15 protein-coding genes are annotated in these 17,832 nt (G+C 69.4%); 11 read left to right on the top strand and 4 right to left on the bottom strand.

The features are described 5' to 3' along the window. Positions 1–144: 144 nt before the first annotated feature. The 5 genes from AB0B48_RS23765 to AB0B48_RS23745 all read left to right on the top strand — a co-directional run bounded on the left by AB0B48_RS23765 (position 145) and on the right by AB0B48_RS23745 (position 6,300). A complete protein-coding gene (locus AB0B48_RS23765; RefSeq protein WP_357204983.1) occupies positions 145–1,485 on the top strand; it encodes an extracellular solute-binding protein in 1,341 nt (446 codons plus the stop codon). Positions 1,486–1,560: 75 nt separating this feature from the next. Next, a complete protein-coding gene (locus tag AB0B48_RS23760; RefSeq protein WP_357204979.1) occupies positions 1,561–2,502 on the top strand; it encodes a sugar ABC transporter permease in 942 nt (313 codons plus the stop codon). Beyond that, on the top strand, positions 2,502–3,386 hold the full coding sequence (locus AB0B48_RS23755; RefSeq protein WP_357204976.1) for a carbohydrate ABC transporter permease: 885 nt from the start codon (positions 2,502–2,504) through the stop codon (positions 3,384–3,386). The genes AB0B48_RS23760 and AB0B48_RS23755 overlap by 1 nt, the downstream gene beginning before the upstream one ends. An 87-nt stretch (positions 3,387–3,473) precedes the next feature. After that, positions 3,474–5,201 (top strand): IlvD/Edd family dehydratase, encoded by a 1,728-nt coding sequence (locus AB0B48_RS23750; protein WP_357204973.1) that lies wholly within the window; start codon positions 3,474–3,476, stop codon positions 5,199–5,201. Between the two features lie 112 nt (positions 5,202–5,313). Next, positions 5,314–6,300 (top strand): LacI family DNA-binding transcriptional regulator, encoded by a 987-nt coding sequence (locus AB0B48_RS23745; RefSeq protein ID WP_357204970.1) that lies wholly within the window; start codon positions 5,314–5,316, stop codon positions 6,298–6,300. A gap of 85 nt (positions 6,301–6,385) precedes the next feature. Here AB0B48_RS23745 and AB0B48_RS23740 read toward each other — a convergent pair whose 3' ends face one another. Further along, positions 6,386–8,017 (bottom strand): cellulose binding domain-containing protein, encoded by a 1,632-nt coding sequence (locus tag AB0B48_RS23740; protein WP_357204986.1) that lies wholly within the window; start codon positions 8,015–8,017, stop codon positions 6,386–6,388. Positions 8,018–8,269: 252 nt separating this feature from the next. Next, entirely contained in the window at positions 8,270–9,205 is a 936-nt protein-coding gene (locus tag AB0B48_RS23735) for a hypothetical protein (RefSeq protein WP_357204967.1), read from the bottom strand. 277 nt (positions 9,206–9,482) lie between these two features. Between AB0B48_RS23735 and AB0B48_RS23730 the strand changes: the two genes are divergently transcribed. Further along, the gene (locus tag AB0B48_RS23730; RefSeq protein WP_357204964.1) at positions 9,483–11,762 is read left to right on the top strand and encodes an LLM class flavin-dependent oxidoreductase; all 2,280 of its coding nucleotides are present in this window, start codon (positions 9,483–9,485) and stop codon (positions 11,760–11,762) included. Here AB0B48_RS23730 and AB0B48_RS23725 read toward each other — a convergent pair. After that, entirely contained in the window at positions 11,759–12,469 is a 711-nt protein-coding gene (locus AB0B48_RS23725; protein WP_357204961.1) for a DNA alkylation repair protein, read from the bottom strand. The genes AB0B48_RS23730 and AB0B48_RS23725 overlap by 4 nt on opposite strands. 230 nt (positions 12,470–12,699) lie before the next feature. Here AB0B48_RS23725 and AB0B48_RS23720 point away from each other — a divergent pair, with 230 nt between their 5' ends. After that, positions 12,700–13,413: a GAF and ANTAR domain-containing protein gene (locus AB0B48_RS23720; RefSeq protein WP_357204958.1), complete on the top strand. Its 714-nt coding sequence runs from the start codon at positions 12,700–12,702 to the stop codon at positions 13,411–13,413. 158 nt (positions 13,414–13,571) lie between these two features. Here AB0B48_RS23720 and AB0B48_RS23715 read toward each other — a convergent pair whose 3' ends face one another. Beyond that, positions 13,572–13,982 carry an STAS domain-containing protein gene (locus AB0B48_RS23715; protein ID WP_357204955.1) on the bottom strand — a complete coding sequence of 137 codons (411 nt, stop codon included), beginning with the start codon at positions 13,980–13,982 and terminating at the stop codon, positions 13,572–13,574. A gap of 273 nt (positions 13,983–14,255) precedes the next feature. On the opposite strand from AB0B48_RS23715, the gene AB0B48_RS23710 reads away from it, so the two are divergent. From AB0B48_RS23710 to AB0B48_RS23695, 4 genes are all read left to right on the top strand, one after another. Continuing rightward, positions 14,256–14,792, top strand: a complete 537-nt coding sequence (locus AB0B48_RS23710; RefSeq protein WP_357204952.1) for a hypothetical protein — start codon at positions 14,256–14,258, stop codon at positions 14,790–14,792. Between the two features lie 8 nt (positions 14,793–14,800). Beyond that, on the top strand, positions 14,801–15,685 hold the full coding sequence (locus AB0B48_RS23705) for a pyridoxal-phosphate dependent enzyme (RefSeq protein ID WP_357204949.1): 885 nt from the start codon (positions 14,801–14,803) through the stop codon (positions 15,683–15,685). Between the two features lie 148 nt (positions 15,686–15,833). After that, positions 15,834–17,024, top strand: coding sequence for an MFS transporter (locus tag AB0B48_RS23700; protein WP_357204946.1), 1,191 nt, complete (start codon positions 15,834–15,836; stop codon positions 17,022–17,024). Between the two features lie 66 nt (positions 17,025–17,090). Continuing rightward, complete coding sequence (locus AB0B48_RS23695; protein ID WP_357204943.1) at positions 17,091–17,720, top strand: VOC family protein; 630 nt, start codon at positions 17,091–17,093, stop codon at positions 17,718–17,720. Positions 17,721–17,832 lie beyond the last annotated feature (112 nt).

The following is a 17,832-nucleotide window of genomic DNA, read 5'->3' as shown; positions in this document are numbered from 1 at the left end:
TCTGCTGGCGCTCAGCGCCGCCGCGAACGCGCTCGGCCAGTTGGCCAGCAACGCGGCGCTGGCCCAGCACGTGCCGGCTGCCCCCGGTGGCGCCCGCCAGCGCATGGATGCAGTGCACCGCCATCGCCGAAGGGAACCATCTCAATGAAGAGAAGCCGAATACTCGCCACGGTAGCCATGCTCGCGGCGGGGACCGGCCTCGTCGCCTGCTCCTCCGACGAGGGCGGCAGCGACGCGAGCAGTTGCACGAACACCATCACCAAGCAGAACGTGCCGGTCGTGACGATGTGGGGCTGGTACCCCAACACCCAGCTCGTCGTCGACAACTTCAACAAGCAGCACGACGATGTGCAGGTCTGCTGGACCAACGTCGGCCAGGGCAGTGACGAGTACGACAAGTTCCAGACCGCCATCTCGGCGGGCACCGGCGCACCTGACGTGATCATGGTCGAGGCGGACCGGATCCCGACGTTCCAGATCCAGGGCGCGCTCGTCGACATCAAGCAGTACGGCTTCGACGCGGTCAAGGCCAACTACGGCGAGGGCGCCTGGAAGGACGTTTCGGTCGGCGACAAGGTCTACGGCGTCCCGGTCGACGGCGGCCCGGTGGCGATGATCTACCGGAAGGACATCTTCGACAAGTACAAGATCACGCCGCCGAAGACCTGGGCCGAGTACGAGCAGGCCGCCCAGAAGGTCAAGGACGCCGGCGGTCCGCTCTTCGGTGACCTCGGCGCGAACGTCTCGGCGCTCACCATGGCGCTGCAGATCCAGAAGGGCGCTGCTCCCTTCACCTACGATCCGGCGCAGCCGAAGGCGATCGGGGTGAAGCTCAACGACCAGGCGTCCAAGGACGTGCTGGACTACTGGGGCGGCCTCGCCAAGAAGGGCCTGGTCGGTACGCAGGACCAGTTCACCCCGGAATACATCTCCGGCGTCATCAACGGCAACTACGCGACGTACATCTCGGCTGCCTGGGCGCCCGGCTACCTCACCGGCGCGGGTGTCGGTAAGGGGCAGGACACCGGCAAGTTCGCGGTGGCGCCGCTGCCGCAGTGGGACTCGGCCAACCCGGTGCAGGTCAACTGGGGTGGGTCGGCCTTCTCGGTGACCAAGCAGGCCAAGAAGCCGGAGCTGGCCGCGAAGGTCGCCTACGGCCTCTACGCCGACAAGGAGTCACTCACCGACGGCTGGACCAACCAGATCATCTTCCCGCTGAACCTCACGGCGCTCAAGGACCCCGCGTTCGTCGACCTGAAGGTGGCGTTCTTCGACGGCCAGCAGGCGAACAAGGAGGTCTACCTTCCCGCCGCGGACGCCTACAAGGGCGTCGCGTACGCCCCGTTCGGTCAGTACTACCTCGACGCCATGACGAAGCAGGTCAGCGAGATCATCAAGGGCTCCGTCACCGGTTCGCAAGCTGCCGACCGGCTCCAGGAGGACGTGGCGAAGTACGCCAAGGAACAAGGCTTCACCGTTCAGTGACCGGATGGGTGGGCCGCGCCGCACCGAGCGGCCGGCCCACCCTCCACCCTCACCGTCCACGTCCCGGAGACCAAGATGACACTCCTGACCGAGAAGCGCGCACCACGTCCTCAGCCTGAGACGCGCAAGATCCGTGGCAAGGTGCACCTCCGCGAACACCTGATGGGGTGGCTCTTCGTCGGGCCGTTCGGGATCGTGTTCCTGGCGTTCCTCATCGCCCCGCTGGGGTACGCGCTGTACCTCAGTCTGTTTCAGAAGAAGCTGATCGGCGGCACCAGCTTCGTTCTCTTCGACAACTACGTGAAGGCGTTCACCGACCCGAGCTTCCTGTCCGGGGCGTGGTTCGTCATCCGCTTCTCGCTGGTCTCGATCCCGCTGCAGATCGTCATCGCGCTCGCGCTGGCCCTCATCCTGGACTCGGTGACCACCCTGTTCGCCCGTTTCTCCCGCCTCATGATCTTCCTGCCGTACGCGATCCCCACAGTCATCGGGGCGGTGATGTGGGGGTTCCTCTACAGCAGGGGCTTCGGCCCGCTCACCGACATCTTCGGGCTGTTCGGCGCCACCGCACCCGACTTCCTGAGCAGCGACCTGATCTTCTACGGGCTGCTCAACGTCGTCACCTGGCAGTGGGCCGGCTACTACATGATCATCCTGTACGCGGCGTTGCAGGGCGTCGACCCGACGCTCTACGAGGCGGCCCGGATGGACGGCGCCGGGCGGTGGCAGATCGCGACCCGGATCAAGATCCCGCTGATCGCGCCCGCCCTGATCCTCATCCTGGTCTTCTCGCTCATCGGCACCCTGCAGTTCTTCAACGAACCGCAGATCCTGCGATACCTCGCCGCGGGCACCATCGGCGCGGACTTCACCCCGAACATGTACGCGTACCAACAGGCGTTCTCGCTCGCCAACTTCAACTACGGGTCGGCGATCTCCTTCGCCCTCGGCGGGCTCGTGTTCATCTGCGTGTACGCCTTCCTGTTCTTCACCCGCAAGCGGAGGAGCTTCCTCTGATGACCGACCACACCAGCGTCCGCGCCGGCGCCCGCCGACCGCAGCGCTATCTCCCCCTGCAGATCCTCCTCGGCTTCCTGGTGATCTACTTCCTCGTACCGTTCTGGTGGGTCATCGTCAACAGCTCCAAGGACGCACCCGGGCTGTTCGGCGGCGGCAACACCCTCTGGTTCACCGACCAGGTCGACTACCTCGGGAACCTGCGGCAGCTCTTCACCTACGACGGTGGCATCTACCTGCGGTGGATGCTCAACTCCACGCTCTACGCGATCGCCGGCGGCGTCGGCGCCACCGTCCTGGCGGTCATGGCCGGCTACGGGTTCGCCAAGTACCGGTTCGCCGCCCGACGCTTCAGCTTCGCCGTCGTGCTCGGCGCGCTGATGGTGCCCGCCACCGCTCTGGTCATCCCGACCTTCATCATGTTCTCCCGGCTCGGCCTGACGAACACGGTCTGGGCGGTGATCCTCCCGTCGCTGCTCAACCCGTTCGGCGTCTACCTGATGCACGTGTACGCGCGCGACGCGGTGCCCGACGAGCTCCTGGACGCGGCGCGGGTCGACGGCGCGGGAGAGATACGGACGTTCATCCAGATCGCCCTTCCGCTGATGCGTCCCGCTGTGGTCACCGTGCTGCTCCTGTCGGCCGTGGCGTCCTGGAACAACTACTTCCTGCCGCTGGCCATGCTCTCCGACAACCGGCTCTTCCCGGTCACCGTCGGCCTTGGCCTCTGGCAGGGAATCGCGTCCGCGAACAACGCGGGAACCACCTCGCTGTGGAGCCTCATCATCCTGGGTTCCCTGGTGTCCGTGATCCCGCTGATCATCGCGTTCTTCAGCCTGCAACGACACTGGCGCGGCGGCCTCTCCGTCGGAGGTCTCCGGTAGGCCGCGCCGACGCCACCAGCCAATCCACCACACGCGCATTGATCGCCGCGCAGGACGCGGCCGGACGGATGACAGAGAGGTGTGCTGATGTCGACGACGAATCGACCGCTGCGCAGCGGGGAGTGGTTCGGTGCGGAAGGCCGCAACGGGTTCATCCATCGGTCCTGGATGCGCAACCAGGGGTTTGCGGACGACGTCTTCGACGGTCGCCCGGTGATCGGCATCGCCACCACCTGGTCGGAGCTGACACCCTGCAACGCCCACCTGCGAGACCTCGCCGAGTCGGTGAAGCGGGGCGTGTGGGAGAGCGGGGGCCTGCCGCTGGAGTTCCCGGCGATGAGCCTGGGCGAGCCGCTGATGCGACCCACGACCATGCTCTACCGCAACCTGTTGGCGATGGAGCTGGAGGAGTCGGTCCGCGCCAACCCGCTCGACGGGGTGGTCCTGCTCTCCGGCTGTGACAAGACCACCCCCGGCCTGCTGATGGGCGCGGCGAGCGTCGACCTGCCGACACTGATGTTGACCGGCGGCCCGATGCTCAACGGCAAGTTCCGCGGCCAGGACATCGGCTCCGGCACCGTCGTCTGGCGCTTCACCGAGGAGATGCGGGCCGGTCGGATGACCGCGGCCGACTGCTCCGAGGCGGAGGTCGGCATGTCCCGAAGCCGAGGCCACTGCATGACAATGGGTACCGCCTCCACGATGGCCTGTGTGACCGAGGCGCTGGGCGTGCAACTGCCGGGGGCGGCCGCCGTGCCGGCGGTCGACTCCCGGCGGTACGCGCTCGCGCACGCCGCCGGACGCCGGATCGTCGCCATGGTCGAACAGGACCAACGGCTGTCCTCGGTGCTCACCAGGCAGGCGTTCGAGAACGCCGTCCGGGTCAACGCCGCCATCGGCGGCTCCACCAACGCTGTCGTACACCTGCTCGCGATCGCCGGACGCCTCGGCGTCCCCCTGTCGTTGGAGGACTTCGATACCCTCACCGCCGACGTGCCCATGCTCGTCAACCTCATGCCGTCCGGGACGTACCTGATGGAGGACTTCGCCTACGCGGGCGGCCTCCCGGTGGTGATGAAGGAACTCGCTCCGCTGCTGCACATGGACCACATCACCGTCAGCGGCAGGAGCGTGGCGGAGAACGTCGACGGCGCCCAGTGCTGGAACCGGGACGTCATCGCCACCATGCAGGAGCCGTTCCAGCCCGCCGGGTCGGGCACCGTGGTGCTGCGCGGCTCGCTCGCGCCGTCCGGGGCGGTGTTGAAGGTCTCCGCCGCCTCCGCCCACCTCCTCACGCACACCGGCCCGGCGCTCGTCTTCGACCGGATCGAGGAGTACGTCGTCGCCGCCGACGATCCGGACCTCGACGTCACCCCCGACACGGTGATCGTCGTCCGCAACGCCGGCCCCCGGGGCTACCCCGGCTTCCCGGAGGTGGGCAACGTGCCCATGCCACGACGGTTGCTCGCCGACGGCATCACGGACATGGTGCGGATCTCCGACGCCCGAATGAGCGGCACCGGCTACGGCACCTGTGTCCTGCACGTGGCACCGGAGGCGTCAGTGGGCGGTCCGCTCGCGCTGGTACGCAGCGGCGACCTGATCTCCGTCGACGTCGCGACGCGCCGCCTCGACCTTCTGGTCGACGACGCGGAGCTCGCCGTACGCCGCGCCGCCTGGCAGCCTCCGAAGCCGGTGGCCGACCGGGGATGGGTACGGCTCTACAGCGAACACGTTCAGCAGGCAGACAGCGGCGCGGACCTCGACTTCCTCGTCGGTGGCAGCGGCAGCGCGGTGCCCCGTCACTCACACTGACGGCCACGAACGGACGAGGCCCACGAGGAACTGATTCCATGGAAGAACGGATGGCCCGCCAGTGCGAGTTCACACAAAGGCCGCTGTGACGGCGGCCGACCGGCCACCGGTCATGGCTGACGTCGCTCGTCTGGCGGGCGTGTCACACCAGACGGTGTCCCGGGTCATCAACGGCGCGCCCAGCATCAGGCGCGAGACCCGGGAACGGGTCCTCGAAGCGATCCGACGGCTCGACTACCGCCCCAACACCGCGGCCCGCGCGTTGGTTCGCGGACGGTCCGGGATGATCGGCATCATCGGCACGGCCAGGACACTGTTCGGTCCGACCAGCATCCATCGCAGCGTCGAGGACGCGGCCCGGGCGGCCGGCTACTTCGCCACCTCGGTGAGCCTGTCCGAGGTGACGGTACGGGCGCTCAGCGACGCCACCGAACACCTCATGCGCGTCGGCGTGGAGGGCGTCGTGATGATCGCCGGCAACGACGAGGCCCTCGAGGTGGTGCGGATGACGCGATCGGGCGTCCCGTTCGTCGTCGTGGAGGGCGACGTGTCCCGGGCCAGCGTGACAGTCGGCGTCGACCAGGTGCTCGGCGCCCGGATGGCCACCGACCACCTACTCGACCTCGGGCACCGGGAGATCGTGCACGTGAGCGGCCCGCTCAACTGGGCGGAGGCCCGTGCCCGACTCGAAGGCTGGCGTCAGGCGATGAGTGCGGCGGGTCTACGCCCGCCGGAGCCGGTCGAGGGCGACTGGAGAGCGCACAGCGGCTACCTCGCCGGGCTGCGGGTCGACGAGATGCCCGGGGCCACAGCGGTGTTCGCCGCCAACGACCAGATGGCGATCGGTGTGCTGCGCGCGCTGCACGAGCGTGGACGGCGGGTGCCGCACGAGATCTCCGTCGTCGGATTCGACGACGTCCCCGAGGCGCCCTACCTCATTCCGCCCCTGACCACGATCCAGCAGGACTTCGACGCGGTCGGCCGGCGGGCCATCACCGCTGTCACCCAGGCCATCGACGACACGGTGCCGCACCGCCTGCCGCTGGTCGTCCCCAAGCTCGTGGTGCGGCAGAGCACGGCGGCGCCGACAGCCACCTGACCATCCGACGCTCCGAACCCCGTCGACGGGCGGGAGCCCCGGCGTGTGGCCGGGGCTCCCGCGACGTACGTGGTGATCGAGGTGTTCAGAGGGTGAACACGAGGGTGGAGATGCTGCGGGCGCCGACGTTGATGGTGGCCTGACCGCCGTTGACGCTGGTGGGCTGGCTGGCCGCGTTGGCGTTCTGCGAGGTGAGGTAGTGCTCGGCCCGGGTGACGTTCTGCGGGGCCTGGACCACTGCGTTGTTGACCGCGTTGTTGGAGCGGTTGAGGATCACCAGGGTGATCTTCCCGTCGCCCTGGTAGGCGGTCACCTCCAGCGGGGAGGCTTTCGAGCTCTTCGTCAGGGCGACCCGCTGGTAGCCGGGGCGCACGTACTTCGCGTACTGCGAGAAGGCGTACCCGCGCTTGAGGGGTGCGCCCGCGACGGTGCCGAACGCCGATTCGCCGTCACCGATGAAGGAGTAGTAGCGCTTGCCGTACCACCAGATGTAGGCGTTCCAGTTGGCCTCCATCGACTTGTGCACGGTGCGCATGATGTCGTCGAGGGTCTCGTTCCAGACCGCCGCGTTGGCGGGGTTGCCCCAGATGTTGGAGCCACCACCGTCGGCGGCGTGCAGGTTCCACTCGGTCATCCACACCGGCTTGTTGTGCTGCTCGGCCAGCGAGTACGGCCGCAGCCGGCCGGACTCCTCGGTGCCGTAGAGGTGCCCCCCGATGTAGCCGATGTTGTTGCGGGCGGTCGCGTCGTTGAGGGTCGGGTCGGTGAAGTTGTAGTTCATGTTCACCGCCTCGGCCACCATCAGCTTGGTGTTCTGCACCCTGGTGCCCTGGTCGCGGACAAAGGTGCGCAGCTCGGTGCCGCTCCAGTCCATCGAGTCGTAGTCCGGGTGCCAGTCCGGCTCGTTCTGCACCGAGGTGACGTCGATGGGTACGCCCTGGCCACGCATGTACTGCACGTAGCTGTTGAGGTGGTTGGCGTAGTCGTCGTAGTAGTCGGTCTTCAGCTTGCCGCCGTTGACCCGGCTGTTGTTGGTCTTCCACGCCGCCGGCGCGGTCCACGGCGAGGCGAGGATCTTCACGTTCGACCCGTACGACTTCGCCGTCTTCAACGAGTTCACGTGCGTCGCCCACTCGCTGGACACTGGCGACAACCCGGTCCGCACGATCGACAGCCCCAACTGGTTGGCACCCATCCCGACCAACGTCTGGGTGTCCGTCGTCGACCAGGCGCTACCCCAGATCGACTGCGCGGCCCCGAACCCGTCGACGGTCTGGTACCTGGTCGCGTTGTTCACAGTGATGTCCGCCGGCCCGGTGGGCGGCGGTGGGTCGGTCGGCGGCGGAGTCGTCGTCGGCGGCGAGGTCGGCTCTGTGCCACCGGTGCAGCCCACCCCGTTCAACGCGAAGGTGGTGGGATCGGGGTTGCTGCCGGTCCAGGATCCGTTGAAGCCGAACGACACCGTCCCGTTGGTCGGTATGGCCCCGTTGTAGCTGACGTTCCTGGCGGTGACCGCGGTGCCGCTCTGCGTCAGTGTCGTGTTCCAGGCCTGGGTGACGGTCTGGCCGGCGTTGTAGTTCCAGGTCAGCGTCCAACTCGTCACCGCGTCACCGAGGTTGGTGATGGTGACGTTCGCGCCGAAGCCACCCTGCCACTGCGACGACACGCTGTAGTCCACCCTGCAGCCGGCGGCTGCGGCTCCCGCCGGCACCGCCATCGCGACGCCTGCGGACGCCACCAGGACGGCGCCGGCCGACAGCAGGGCGACGTTCGTCGCTCTTCTGCTTCTTCTCACTGAAACTCCTCCTGAACTGGTGGTGGTATCCACGCCTCGGGAGGGCTCAGCTGTGGCGGATTTCAGAGATGGTCGGACGATGAGTGGTTGGGAGCGCTCCCAGGTGCTTGATTCAGAAAGTTAATTCGTCCAACGATCCCTGTCAATGCAACCGATCCTCGGCCAGCGGTCCCGTCAGCGGCCGCAGGCACCGCACGGGCTGCGAGTGCGCAGGTGGTAGTCGGTGGACGCGACGAGCAGGCCCAGCCCGATGACGAGGTACGCCGACATCGCCACCCACAGGAACGCGTCGGAGAACTCGCTGTGCGAGCCCGTCGTCACCTGCACCATGCCCATGCCGAAGTAGGCCACGATGCCCGCGCCGAGCCCGAAGCCGGGCACCAGAAGCACAAGGCGAGGAATCGTCCGGCCGGCGAGCAGCGGAACCCACCACGGCCAGACCTCGCCCCAGTGGTGCACCAGCGCCAGTGGCAACAGCGCTCCGGCCAGCACCAGGCCGATCTCCAACCCGAGCAGGGAGGCGCTCTGGTCGACGCTGTCGAACCCGACCACGAACTGGGCCGCGAAGCGGGTCACGAGACCGCCCACGGCGACCCGCGCGGCCCAGCGCGCCCACCGGGCGGGTGCCGAGCGCCGCGTACCTGGTCGGACCGTCCGGCAGCAGGCCGGGCAGTCGCCCCGCGTGCGCCGCTGATAGCGCCCGGTGGCCAGAGCGAGCAGTGCCGCTCCGGTGACACAACCGAGCCTGCTGACGAACGCCAACGGGTCGAAGAACGGGCCGACGGTGAACAGCAGGAAGCCCACCAGCTCCGGCAGCAGGATCGCGGCTGCCGCGACCAGCGCTCCAGCGACAGCCCAGGCGAGCCCCGCAAGCGCTGGCCGCCAGGTCGCCACCCGGTCCAGGGCAACCGCCAGCCCGCCCGCGACCGCGCACAACGCCACCGACCACCAACCGGTGAAGCCGAGCAGGTCGAGCCCGAGCCGCCCGAACTCCGGAGCCTCGCCGACCGTCCAGGCCAGACGCACGCCCCCGTATGCCACGGCCCAGCCGAGCACCGCGTACGTCAGACCATGGACGCTCCGCCCGACGATCTGTGTCGATGTCGTCATGGACCGATCCTGCCGGCGTCCCAGGGTGGGCGGGCCCCGCTGGCAGGGGAGGGCACTCCCTCCCAGGAGGGAAGGGCCGACGGGGCGGGCGGCGGGCGGACTCGGGGGCGGCGCTCACCGTCTTCTCGGCGTCGAGCTTCGCGGCGTTGAGTCCGCGCTGATTCTCGTCTGACATCACCGCACTCCAGGAATGATTGGCTACGCAGATAAGTTGTGTGACAGAAGATAGGCGCTCAACATGATAAGTTGATCAAACGATCGCGTGGATGGTGAAGCAATGTCCGACTACGGGCACGAACTCCGGTTTGGGTCGTTCCTGACACCCAGCGTGCACAACCCGGACCAGGTGGTGGCACTGGCCGAGCAGACCGAGGCTGCGGGGCTGGACCTGGTCACCTTCCAGGACCACCCGTACAACGCGGAGTTCCTCGACACCTGGACACTGCTCAGTTGGGTCGCCGCCCGCACGAGGCGGATCCGGATCTCGGGGAACGTCCTCAGCCTGCCGCTGCGCCCGCCGGCCGTGCTGGCCCGGGCCGCGGCGAGCCTGGACCGACTGTCGCACGGCCGTTTCGAACTGGGCCTCGGCGCCGGAGCGTTCTGGGACGGGATCGAGGGCATGGGAGCTCGTCGGCTGACCGCAGGCCAGGGCGTCACGGCGCTGCGGGAGGCGATCGATGTCCTGCGCGGCGTCTGGGACGACATCGCCACCGGCCCGCTGCGGCTGACCGGGGAGTACTACCCCGTACCCGGCATGCAGCGCGGCCCGAAGCCGGCACATGACATCGACATCTGGCTCGGCGCGTACCAGCCGAAGATGCTGGCCCTGACCGGCCAGAAGGCCAACGGCTGGCTGCCGACGCTGGAATACCTGCGGTCCCCGGACCGGGTGACCGCCAACCGGCTCATCGACGAGGCGGCCATCGCCGCGGGGCGCGAGCCCCGGGAGATCCGACGGCTGCTCAACCTGTTCACTGTCGACGTCTCGTCGCGCAGCCGCGGCTTCCTTCAGGGTCCTGTCGCGCAGTGGGTCGACCAGCTCCTTCCGCTGGTCGTCGAGGAGGGGTTCAGCACCTTCCTGATCGGCCGTGACGACCCACGCCTCATCCAGACCCTCGGGCAGGAGATCGCCCCCGCGCTGCGGGAGGCGGTAGCCAGGGAGCGCGCCGGCGGTGAGGTCGGCGGCGGGCCGACCCGCACAACCGTCGCGTTGGCCGAGCGGCACCCCGCTCTCGACTACGACGCGCTGCCCCCGTCACTGGTCAGCGGCGCCGTCGAGCCCGGTGACCCGGAGTACGAGCGGGTGCGCCACACCTACAGCCGGCACGGGTCGCCGGCCCTGGTGATCCGTCCGCGAAACGCCGCCGAGGTGGTCGACGCCGTGACGTACGCCCGGACCCAGGACGTCCCCCTGTCGGTGCGCAGCGGCGGGCACGGCATCAGTGGCCGGTCGACGAACGACGGGGGAGTCGTCATCGACATGTCGAGGATGAACAGGGTCCAGGTGCTCGACCGGGCGACCCGTCGGGTGCGGCTCGAACCGGGTGCCCGGTGGGGCAACGTGGCCCAGGCACTCGCCCCGCACGGCCTGGCCATGAGCTCAGGCGACTACGGAGACGTGGGCGTCGGTGGTCTCGCCACCACCGGTGGCGTCGGCTACCTGGCGCGCAGGTACGGCCTGACCATCGACCACGTCGTGGCCGCCGAGATCGTCACCGCGGACGGTCGCCTGCTCCGCGTCGACGACGAGCATCACCCCAACCTGTTCTGGGCCGTCCGGGGCGCCGGCGGGAACTTCGGTGTGGTCACCGCGCTCGAGCTGGAGGCGTACGAGGTCGACAACGTCGTTCACGCGCAGCTTGTCGCGGACGCGACCGACACCGCCCGACTGCTGCTCCGGTGGGGCCAGCTGGTCGAGGACGCACCACGGGAGTTGACGAGCTTCCTCTCCCTCTTTCCCGGCCGCCGTGGCAACCCCCCGGCTGCCCAGGTGACCCTCGTCTACGCCGGTGACGATGTCGAGGCGGCGCAGTCCGCCCTGAGCCCGTTCCTGGAGATCGGGCCGATCCTCGACCAGCAGGCGCAGCTCGTGCCGTACCCGGCGATCGTCATTCCGCCGGGCAACCAGCATCGGGGGCAGGGGCTGGAGGACACCCGCAGCGGCCTGTTGCACCACGTCACACCGCAGGTGGCCGACCTCGTGGACAACATGATCCATTCCGGCGACGTGATGATCATGCAGGTGCGGTCCGTCGGTGGAGCGGTCAACGACGTCGCCCGGGACGCGACCGCCTACCCGCACCGGCAGCAGAACTTCTCGGTGCTCGCCGCTACCGTTCCGGAGCGCCGACCCCAGCTCGACAAGCTGTGGACCGAGCTGTACCCGCACCTCGACGGCCTGTACCTCAGCTTCGAGAGCGACACCGATCCGGCTCGACTGCTGGATGCCTGGCCCGAGCCCACCCTCGGCCGCCTGCGTGCCATCAAGGCCAGCTACGACCCGGACAACGTCTTCAACCGGAACTTCCCCATCCCACCGGCCGTGGCGGTCGACTAGAGCATGCCGGACAGGTACTCGCGGCGACGCTGTGGTTCGAACTTCTCGATCGCGTACCGCAGCATCACCCGTGGCATGACCCGGTAGCGGCGGGCGAGGAACTCCTCCTCCGCCGCTCTGTCCCGGTTGCCCACCTCGCGCAGCATCCAGCCCACCGCCTTCCGGACCAGGTCGTGCGGGTCGTGCAGGAGCCGGTCGCCGAGCCGGAAGGTCCACTCGAAGTCGCCGGCCTTGATGAAGGCGAAGGTCGCCATGACGGCGGTACGCCGCTCCCACACGAGGCTCGACTCGGCCAACCGGTCCAGGACGCCCCGGTCCCTGTCGATCAGCCAGGGGCCGACGATGTACGGCGCGGACGAGTCCACCAGATCCCAGTTGTCGATGCGGGCAGTGTTGACCAGGACGGTGCCGAAGATCCGACCCCGTTCCTGCTCGTCGCCCTTGGCGAATTTGCGCACCAGGATGAACAGCGCGGTCAACCGCTCCTCGTGCGCGCCCTCGATGAGCAGCTTCGTCGTCTTGGCCAGCGACAGGTCGCGCCAGAACCGGACGGCCACCGTGCGCTGGTCGGGCACGGAGACACCGAGGGCCCGGTCGCCCTCGCCGTACCCGCCGGGAACCATCTGGAGGAACCGGCTCGATGCCTCGGCGCGACGGGGGTCGGCGAGGCTGGCGAGTGCCCGACGCACGTCGGCGCTGGTGGCCATGACCGCCCACGCTACCGAGGGCCGGCCGGCATCGCGTGGACGTCCGGACACCGGCCCGGCACCTGCGGCCGTGAGCCGCCTGAGCTGCCCGGTACGGGCGCCGGCCACCACGCCTGGGCCGGGTGTGAGCGGGGGACCCGAGGGGTAGGACCAGGATTGCTGACGCCCACCCCGCGGGCCGCGCCGGAACTGTCACTCCGGCGGACGCCGACCGAGAAGGGTCTATTGCGATGATGCAGCCGACGATGGATCCCGCGGACGCGTTGGCCGAGCTGGGCAAGGTCAGATTCGACGAGGTCAGCCTCGATGACATGCTGCTCCGGATCGCCGAGCTCGCCAAGGCGAGCATCGCCGGGACGAGAGAGGTGACTGTCACGCTGGTTCGGGGTCGGGTCGGCTGGACCGGGGCATCTACCGGCGAGCTGGCCCGTCAGTTGGACGAGTGGCAGTACGAGGAGCACCGGGGTCCCTGCCTGGATGCCTCCGCCAGCGGTGACACCATCTCGGTGCCGGACATCGCGACCGAGGAGCGCTGGCCGGTATGGGCGGAGAGGGCTCGCGCCGCCGGGGTGGGGAGTTCCCTCTCGATCGGGCTTCCCGTCCAGGCATCGGTGGTCGGCGCGTTGAACGTCTACAGCGATTCGGTGAACGCTTTCGGCCCGCCCTCGATCACCAGCGCGGAGGGCTTCGGCGCGTACGCGGCGGTGGCACTGGCCAACGCGCACCTGTACGAGAACGCCGCCACGCTGGCGGCCCAGATGCAGGAGGCGATGCGCAATCGGGCGGTGATCGAGCAGGCCAAAGGCATCATCATGGGGAGCCGGCGGTGCTCGTCCGAGGAGGCGTTCGCACTGCTGTCGAAGATCTCCCAGGACACCAACCGGAAGGTGCGCGAGGTCGCGGAGTCCCTGGTCGCCCAGGCGGAGGGCAGGACCAAGCGGTGAACGCGCCCTGCCTGTCGACAGATCGCGGAGGACGATGCCGGTGTCGAAGCCGTCGGCGTCCACGGCACCCTTGATCAGGGTTTGCAGGGCCTCCTTGGCCTGCCGCTCCTCGTCGAGCCGGTCGTCTGTCCTTGTCGGGGGGACGGTGGCCGCGCCGCCTACGGTTGGGCGGCGACGGACGGCCCGAGAGGCTGACGCGGCGGTGCGGCACGGCGGGGCAGGGGTGGGACCACGCCGCTGAGGCGAGCACCGGTCGGTGTGGATGTGCCGTGAAGGTGGAGACGCCCCAGCACGCCGGCCACGTCGAGCACCCGGAGGACGAACGGCGAGGGGTCGCGAAGCGTCAGCCGACCGCCGGCCTGGGCGGCCACGTGGCCGGCGTGGAGCAGGGCGCTGACGGCGTGCGCGCCGAGGAAGCGGACCGCCGCGAGGTCGACGACCACCAGTGGCGTGGGCGTGCGGCAGAGGACCTCCACCAGCTCGGTGAGCAGGTGGGCGTTGCTCATGTCGATCTCACCGACGACCCTGATCTGGCTGACGGAGCCGTCACGGCTCAACGACAGCGACATGATGGGCCGGTCCGGGCCGTACTGCGGGTCGGGTCCTGAAGACCGGAATGGGGGGTTCTGGTCGGTCACACGATGCCTCCGCCCTCGACGAGGGTGGCCGCCCGCCGCGTGCGTGCCGAGGCGAGGTGACCACTGGAGGGCGCATGTCTTGACCCGACAAGGACCGTACCCGCGGGGTTGGGGCTCAAACCAACCCGGCGCCCGCCGACCGACGATTCGCGGGTCGGCGGCATGTGGGGGTGTAGGGGAGCTTCCGGGGGGTAGGGCCCGCACATGCTGAAGAGAGCGGTGTGGCAGGGACTGGTGGCGGGTCTGGCCGGGACAGCGGTGATGACGGCCGCGGAGAAGATCGAACAGCGGGTGACCGGTCGACCCGACTCCTACGTTCCGGCCCGGGTTCTGGCACGGTTGACCGGCCTGCCGGAATCCTCCGGGCAGCCGCCCCGGTGGCAGAATCTGGCAATGCACTACGGCCAGGGTGTGCTGGTCGGTGTGCTGCGCAGCGTCATGGCGCAGGCCGGGTTGCGGGGCGTCTGGGCGTCGACGATGTTCACCGCGCTGCGCCTGAGCAACGACCAGATCCTGGAGAACGCCACCGGCGTGGGGGCGCCGCCGTTCACCTGGCCCCGCTCCGAGCTCGCCATCGACGTGTTGCACAAGTCCATCTACGCGTTCGCCACCGGAGCGGTGGCCGACGCGCTCGCCGCCCGCGACGGGGCGGGTCCCGGGCAGCGGCACGCGGCGCTCCGTCCCGGTCGTCACTCGGACGTCGGACCGCTGCCCCGGACAGCCTGGGCGCGGAGTGCTTAGCTGAAGGGATGATCACACCCGTTCCCCTCGGTACCTGGCCGACGCCGCTGGAGGCCGCGCCCCGGCTTGCCGCCCGGCTGGGGCTGGCCGAGCTCTGGTTCAAGCGTGACGATCTCAGCGGCCTCGGTGGGGGTGGCAACAAGATCCGTAAACTCCGGTACGCCTGCGCGCAGGCGATGGCCGTCGGCGCCTCCACTGTCATCACCTCAGGGGCGCCGCAGAGCAACCACGCCCGCCTCACCGCGGCCGCGGCCGCGCGGCTCGGCCTCTCCTGCGTGCTGGTGCTCGCCGGCCCGCCCCCGGAGACCAGGCGGGGAAACCTGCTGCTCGACGAGTTCGCGGGCGCGGAGATCGTCTGGAGCGGAGACCGACCGCCCGCCGAGGTGGCGGCTGCTGAGGGGGAGCGACGATCGGCGTACGTCATCCCGTTCGGCGGCACCTCTCCCGCGTCGGTACAGGGTTATGTGGACTGCGGTCGGGAGCTGCGGGCCCAGTTGCCGGACGCCGACGGCGTCGAGGTCGTGACGGCGCTCGGGTCCGGCGGGACGATGGCCGGCCTGGTGCGGGAGTTGGGCGTGCAGCGGGTGGTCGGCGTGGACGTCGGCGCCGTGCCGGACCCACGGGCGACGGTCGCCGGGCTGCTCGTCGGCGAGGTGGAGCCCGGGGAGCTGCGGATCGACGGCACCCAGGTGGGTGCGGGTTACCGCACGCTGACCGACGCCGTTCGCGACGCGCTGGAGGTGACAGCGCGTACGGAGGGGGTCTTCCTCGACCCGACGTACACCGGTCGGGCGATGGCGGCGCTGCTGGCCGGCAGCTTCCCGCGCGGCGACCGGGTCGTCTTCCTGCACAGCGGCGGGCTGCCGGGGCTCTTCGGCCACCCCGAGCTGTAGGCACCAGCCAGGCACGCACGGCGGTGCCCTCGGACACCGAGGCTGAGCCGTGGGCATGTGTCGGTGCCGAACGGGTAGCCCGCCGTGGCCCCGGGGGCCGGCGGAACGCCCAGGCTGACCGCTCTCCACGCAGCCGAGGAGCACCGACATGCCAATCGCGGGGCGGGCCCGACTCACGCCGACGGTCTCCCTGGTGCTGCTGGCGTCCATCCTCGTGTCGTTCCTGGCCGCGTCGGCGGCTCCGACCCCGCTCTACGGTACGTACCAGGAACGCTGGCACTTCTCGCCTGTCACCACCACGATTGTGTTCGCCGTCTACGCCCTCGCGGTGCTCGCTTCGCTGCTCACCTTCGGCAAGTTGTCCGACCACGTCGGTCGGCGGCCGGTGCTGGGAGTCGCGATCGCGGTGCAGATGCTCGCGCTTGTCGTCTTCATCTTCGCCAACGGCGTTGCGTCCCTGCTGGTCGCCCGACTCGTGCAAGGGCTGGCAGCCGGGGCCGCCACCGGCGCCGTGGGCGCCGCCATGCTCGACATCGACCGGGCCCGTGGCACGCTGGCGAACTCTCTCGCCCCCGGTATCGGAACCGGAAGCGGCGCCCTGCTCTCGGCGTTGCTCATCCAGTTCCTGCCCGCGCCGACGCGACTGGTGTACGTCGTGCTGCTCGTCATCCTGCTGATCCAGGCCGTCGGAGTCGCGCTGATGCCGGAGACGGTGAGCCCGATGGGCGGGGCCCGCCGCAGCCTCCGGCCGGACATCGCCCTGCCCCGTCCAGTGCGCAAGCCGGTCCTGGTCGTCGTGCCGGTGCTCTTCGCGGTCTGGGCACTGGCCGGGTTCTTCGGCGCGCTCGGCCCAGCGCTCGTCCGCAGTCTCATGAGCACGTCCATCGTGATCGGCGGTCTCGTCCTCTTCGTCTTCGCCGTCTTCGGGTCGGCAGCCGTTCTGATACAGCGCAACACCGCCGCGCGGACCGTGATCCTGACCGGGATCACCGCGCTCATCCTGGGCATGGTGGTCACGTTGGTGTCGGTCATGGCGAAGTCCGTCCCGGGCTTCTTCGTCGGCCTCGCGCTCGGGGGCGTCGGCTTCGGCAGCGGCTTCCAGGGCAGTCTCAAGACGGTCATGCCGCTGGTCGAGGCTCACCAACGTGCCAGCGTGCTGTCGGTGCTCTACGTCGTCTGCTACGTCGGCTTCGGTCTCCCCACGGTGATCGCCGGCTTCCTCGTGGTCTACGCCGGCGGCCTGCCGAGGACCGCCGACGAGTACTCGGTCGCCGTCATCCTTCTCGCCGTGGTCGCCCTGTTGGGGGTGCGCAGGGCCACCAGGACAACGCCGGGGTGATGCCGGAGAGTCGGGGTCGAGCCAGTAACGCAGACAGTAGCGTGATGATCAGGAAGGGAGCGGGGGATGAGCCCGAAGGTTGACCAGGGAGACGCGGGCGCGACATCGCGCATCGAGAGCCTCGACGTCAAGCTCGAGGTGATCGTCATCCCGGTGTCGGACGTCGACCGGGCGAAGGCGTTCTACGAACGGCTCGGGTGGCGACTCGACCAGACGCCGCCCGGCATCGTCCAGCTGACTCCGCACGGCTCCGCGTGCTCCGTGCAGTTCGGCCCCGGGCTCACACCGGCGGCACCCGGCTCGGCCATGGCGTACCTGATCGTGTCCGACATCGAGGCGGCCCACGACACCCTCGCCGCCGCCGGTGTCGAGGTCGGTGACGTCTTCCACGTCAGCCCGGACGGCCCGGTCGACGGGCCGGACCCGCAGCGGCGCAGCTACTTCTCGCGTGCCACGTTGCGCGATCCCGACGGCAACACCTGGCTGATGCAGGAGATCACGACCAGGCTTCCCGGGCGCATCGAGGGCGGCCTCACGTCGTTCGGCTCCACGAGCGACCTGGCGAGCGCGCTACGGCGCGCGGCCGCCGCGCACGGTGAACACGAGAAACGTACGGGCGAGCATGACGACAACTGGCCCGACTGGTACGCGGCGTACATGGTCAGCGAGCAGTCCGGGGCCAAGCCGCCCGAGTGAGCTACGCCCACGCGTGGGACCTATGCCGATCCGCTTCGACGGGGTGGTCGGCGACTTCATCGGAGAGCGAGCCCATCACGGCGGCCCCGACCAGGCGGTCTACGCCTACGCG

Source organism: Micromonospora sp. NPDC049089, assembly GCF_040648775.1.
In the GTDB taxonomy this organism is placed as follows: Bacteria; Actinomycetota; Actinomycetes; order Mycobacteriales; family Micromonosporaceae; genus Micromonospora.
The sequence above is the reverse complement of the archived record's forward strand: the minus strand, read 5'-3'. Positions and strand labels throughout refer to the sequence as shown.

Bases quoted from the DNA above. Each gene is read 5' to 3' on its own strand.
- AB0B48_RS23765 (WP_357204983.1), top strand. From the start codon at position 145: ATGAAGAGAAGCCGAATACTCGCCACGGTAGCCATGCTCGCGGCGGGG.
- AB0B48_RS23760 (WP_357204979.1), top strand. From the start codon at position 1,561: ATGACACTCCTGACCGAGAAGCGCGCACCACGTCCTCAGCCTGAGACG.
- AB0B48_RS23755 (WP_357204976.1), top strand. From the start codon at position 2,502: ATGACCGACCACACCAGCGTCCGCGCCGGCGCCCGCCGACCGCAGCGC.
- AB0B48_RS23750 (WP_357204973.1), top strand. From the start codon at position 3,474: ATGTCGACGACGAATCGACCGCTGCGCAGCGGGGAGTGGTTCGGTGCG.
- AB0B48_RS23745 (WP_357204970.1), top strand. From the start codon at position 5,314: ATGGCTGACGTCGCTCGTCTGGCGGGCGTGTCACACCAGACGGTGTCC.
- AB0B48_RS23740 (WP_357204986.1), bottom strand. From the start codon at position 8,017: ATGGCGGTGCCGGCGGGAGCCGCAGCCGCCGGCTGCAGGGTGGACTAC.
- AB0B48_RS23735 (WP_357204967.1), bottom strand. From the start codon at position 9,205: ATGACGACATCGACACAGATCGTCGGGCGGAGCGTCCATGGTCTGACG.
- AB0B48_RS23730 (WP_357204964.1), top strand. From the start codon at position 9,483: ATGTCCGACTACGGGCACGAACTCCGGTTTGGGTCGTTCCTGACACCC.
- AB0B48_RS23725 (WP_357204961.1), bottom strand. From the start codon at position 12,469: ATGGCCACCAGCGCCGACGTGCGTCGGGCACTCGCCAGCCTCGCCGAC.
- AB0B48_RS23720 (WP_357204958.1), top strand. From the start codon at position 12,700: ATGATGCAGCCGACGATGGATCCCGCGGACGCGTTGGCCGAGCTGGGC.
- AB0B48_RS23715 (WP_357204955.1), bottom strand. From the start codon at position 13,982: ATGTCGCTGTCGTTGAGCCGTGACGGCTCCGTCAGCCAGATCAGGGTC.
- AB0B48_RS23710 (WP_357204952.1), top strand. From the start codon at position 14,256: ATGCTGAAGAGAGCGGTGTGGCAGGGACTGGTGGCGGGTCTGGCCGGG.
- AB0B48_RS23705 (WP_357204949.1), top strand. From the start codon at position 14,801: ATGATCACACCCGTTCCCCTCGGTACCTGGCCGACGCCGCTGGAGGCC.
- AB0B48_RS23700 (WP_357204946.1), top strand. From the start codon at position 15,834: ATGCCAATCGCGGGGCGGGCCCGACTCACGCCGACGGTCTCCCTGGTG.
- AB0B48_RS23695 (WP_357204943.1), top strand. From the start codon at position 17,091: ATGAGCCCGAAGGTTGACCAGGGAGACGCGGGCGCGACATCGCGCATC.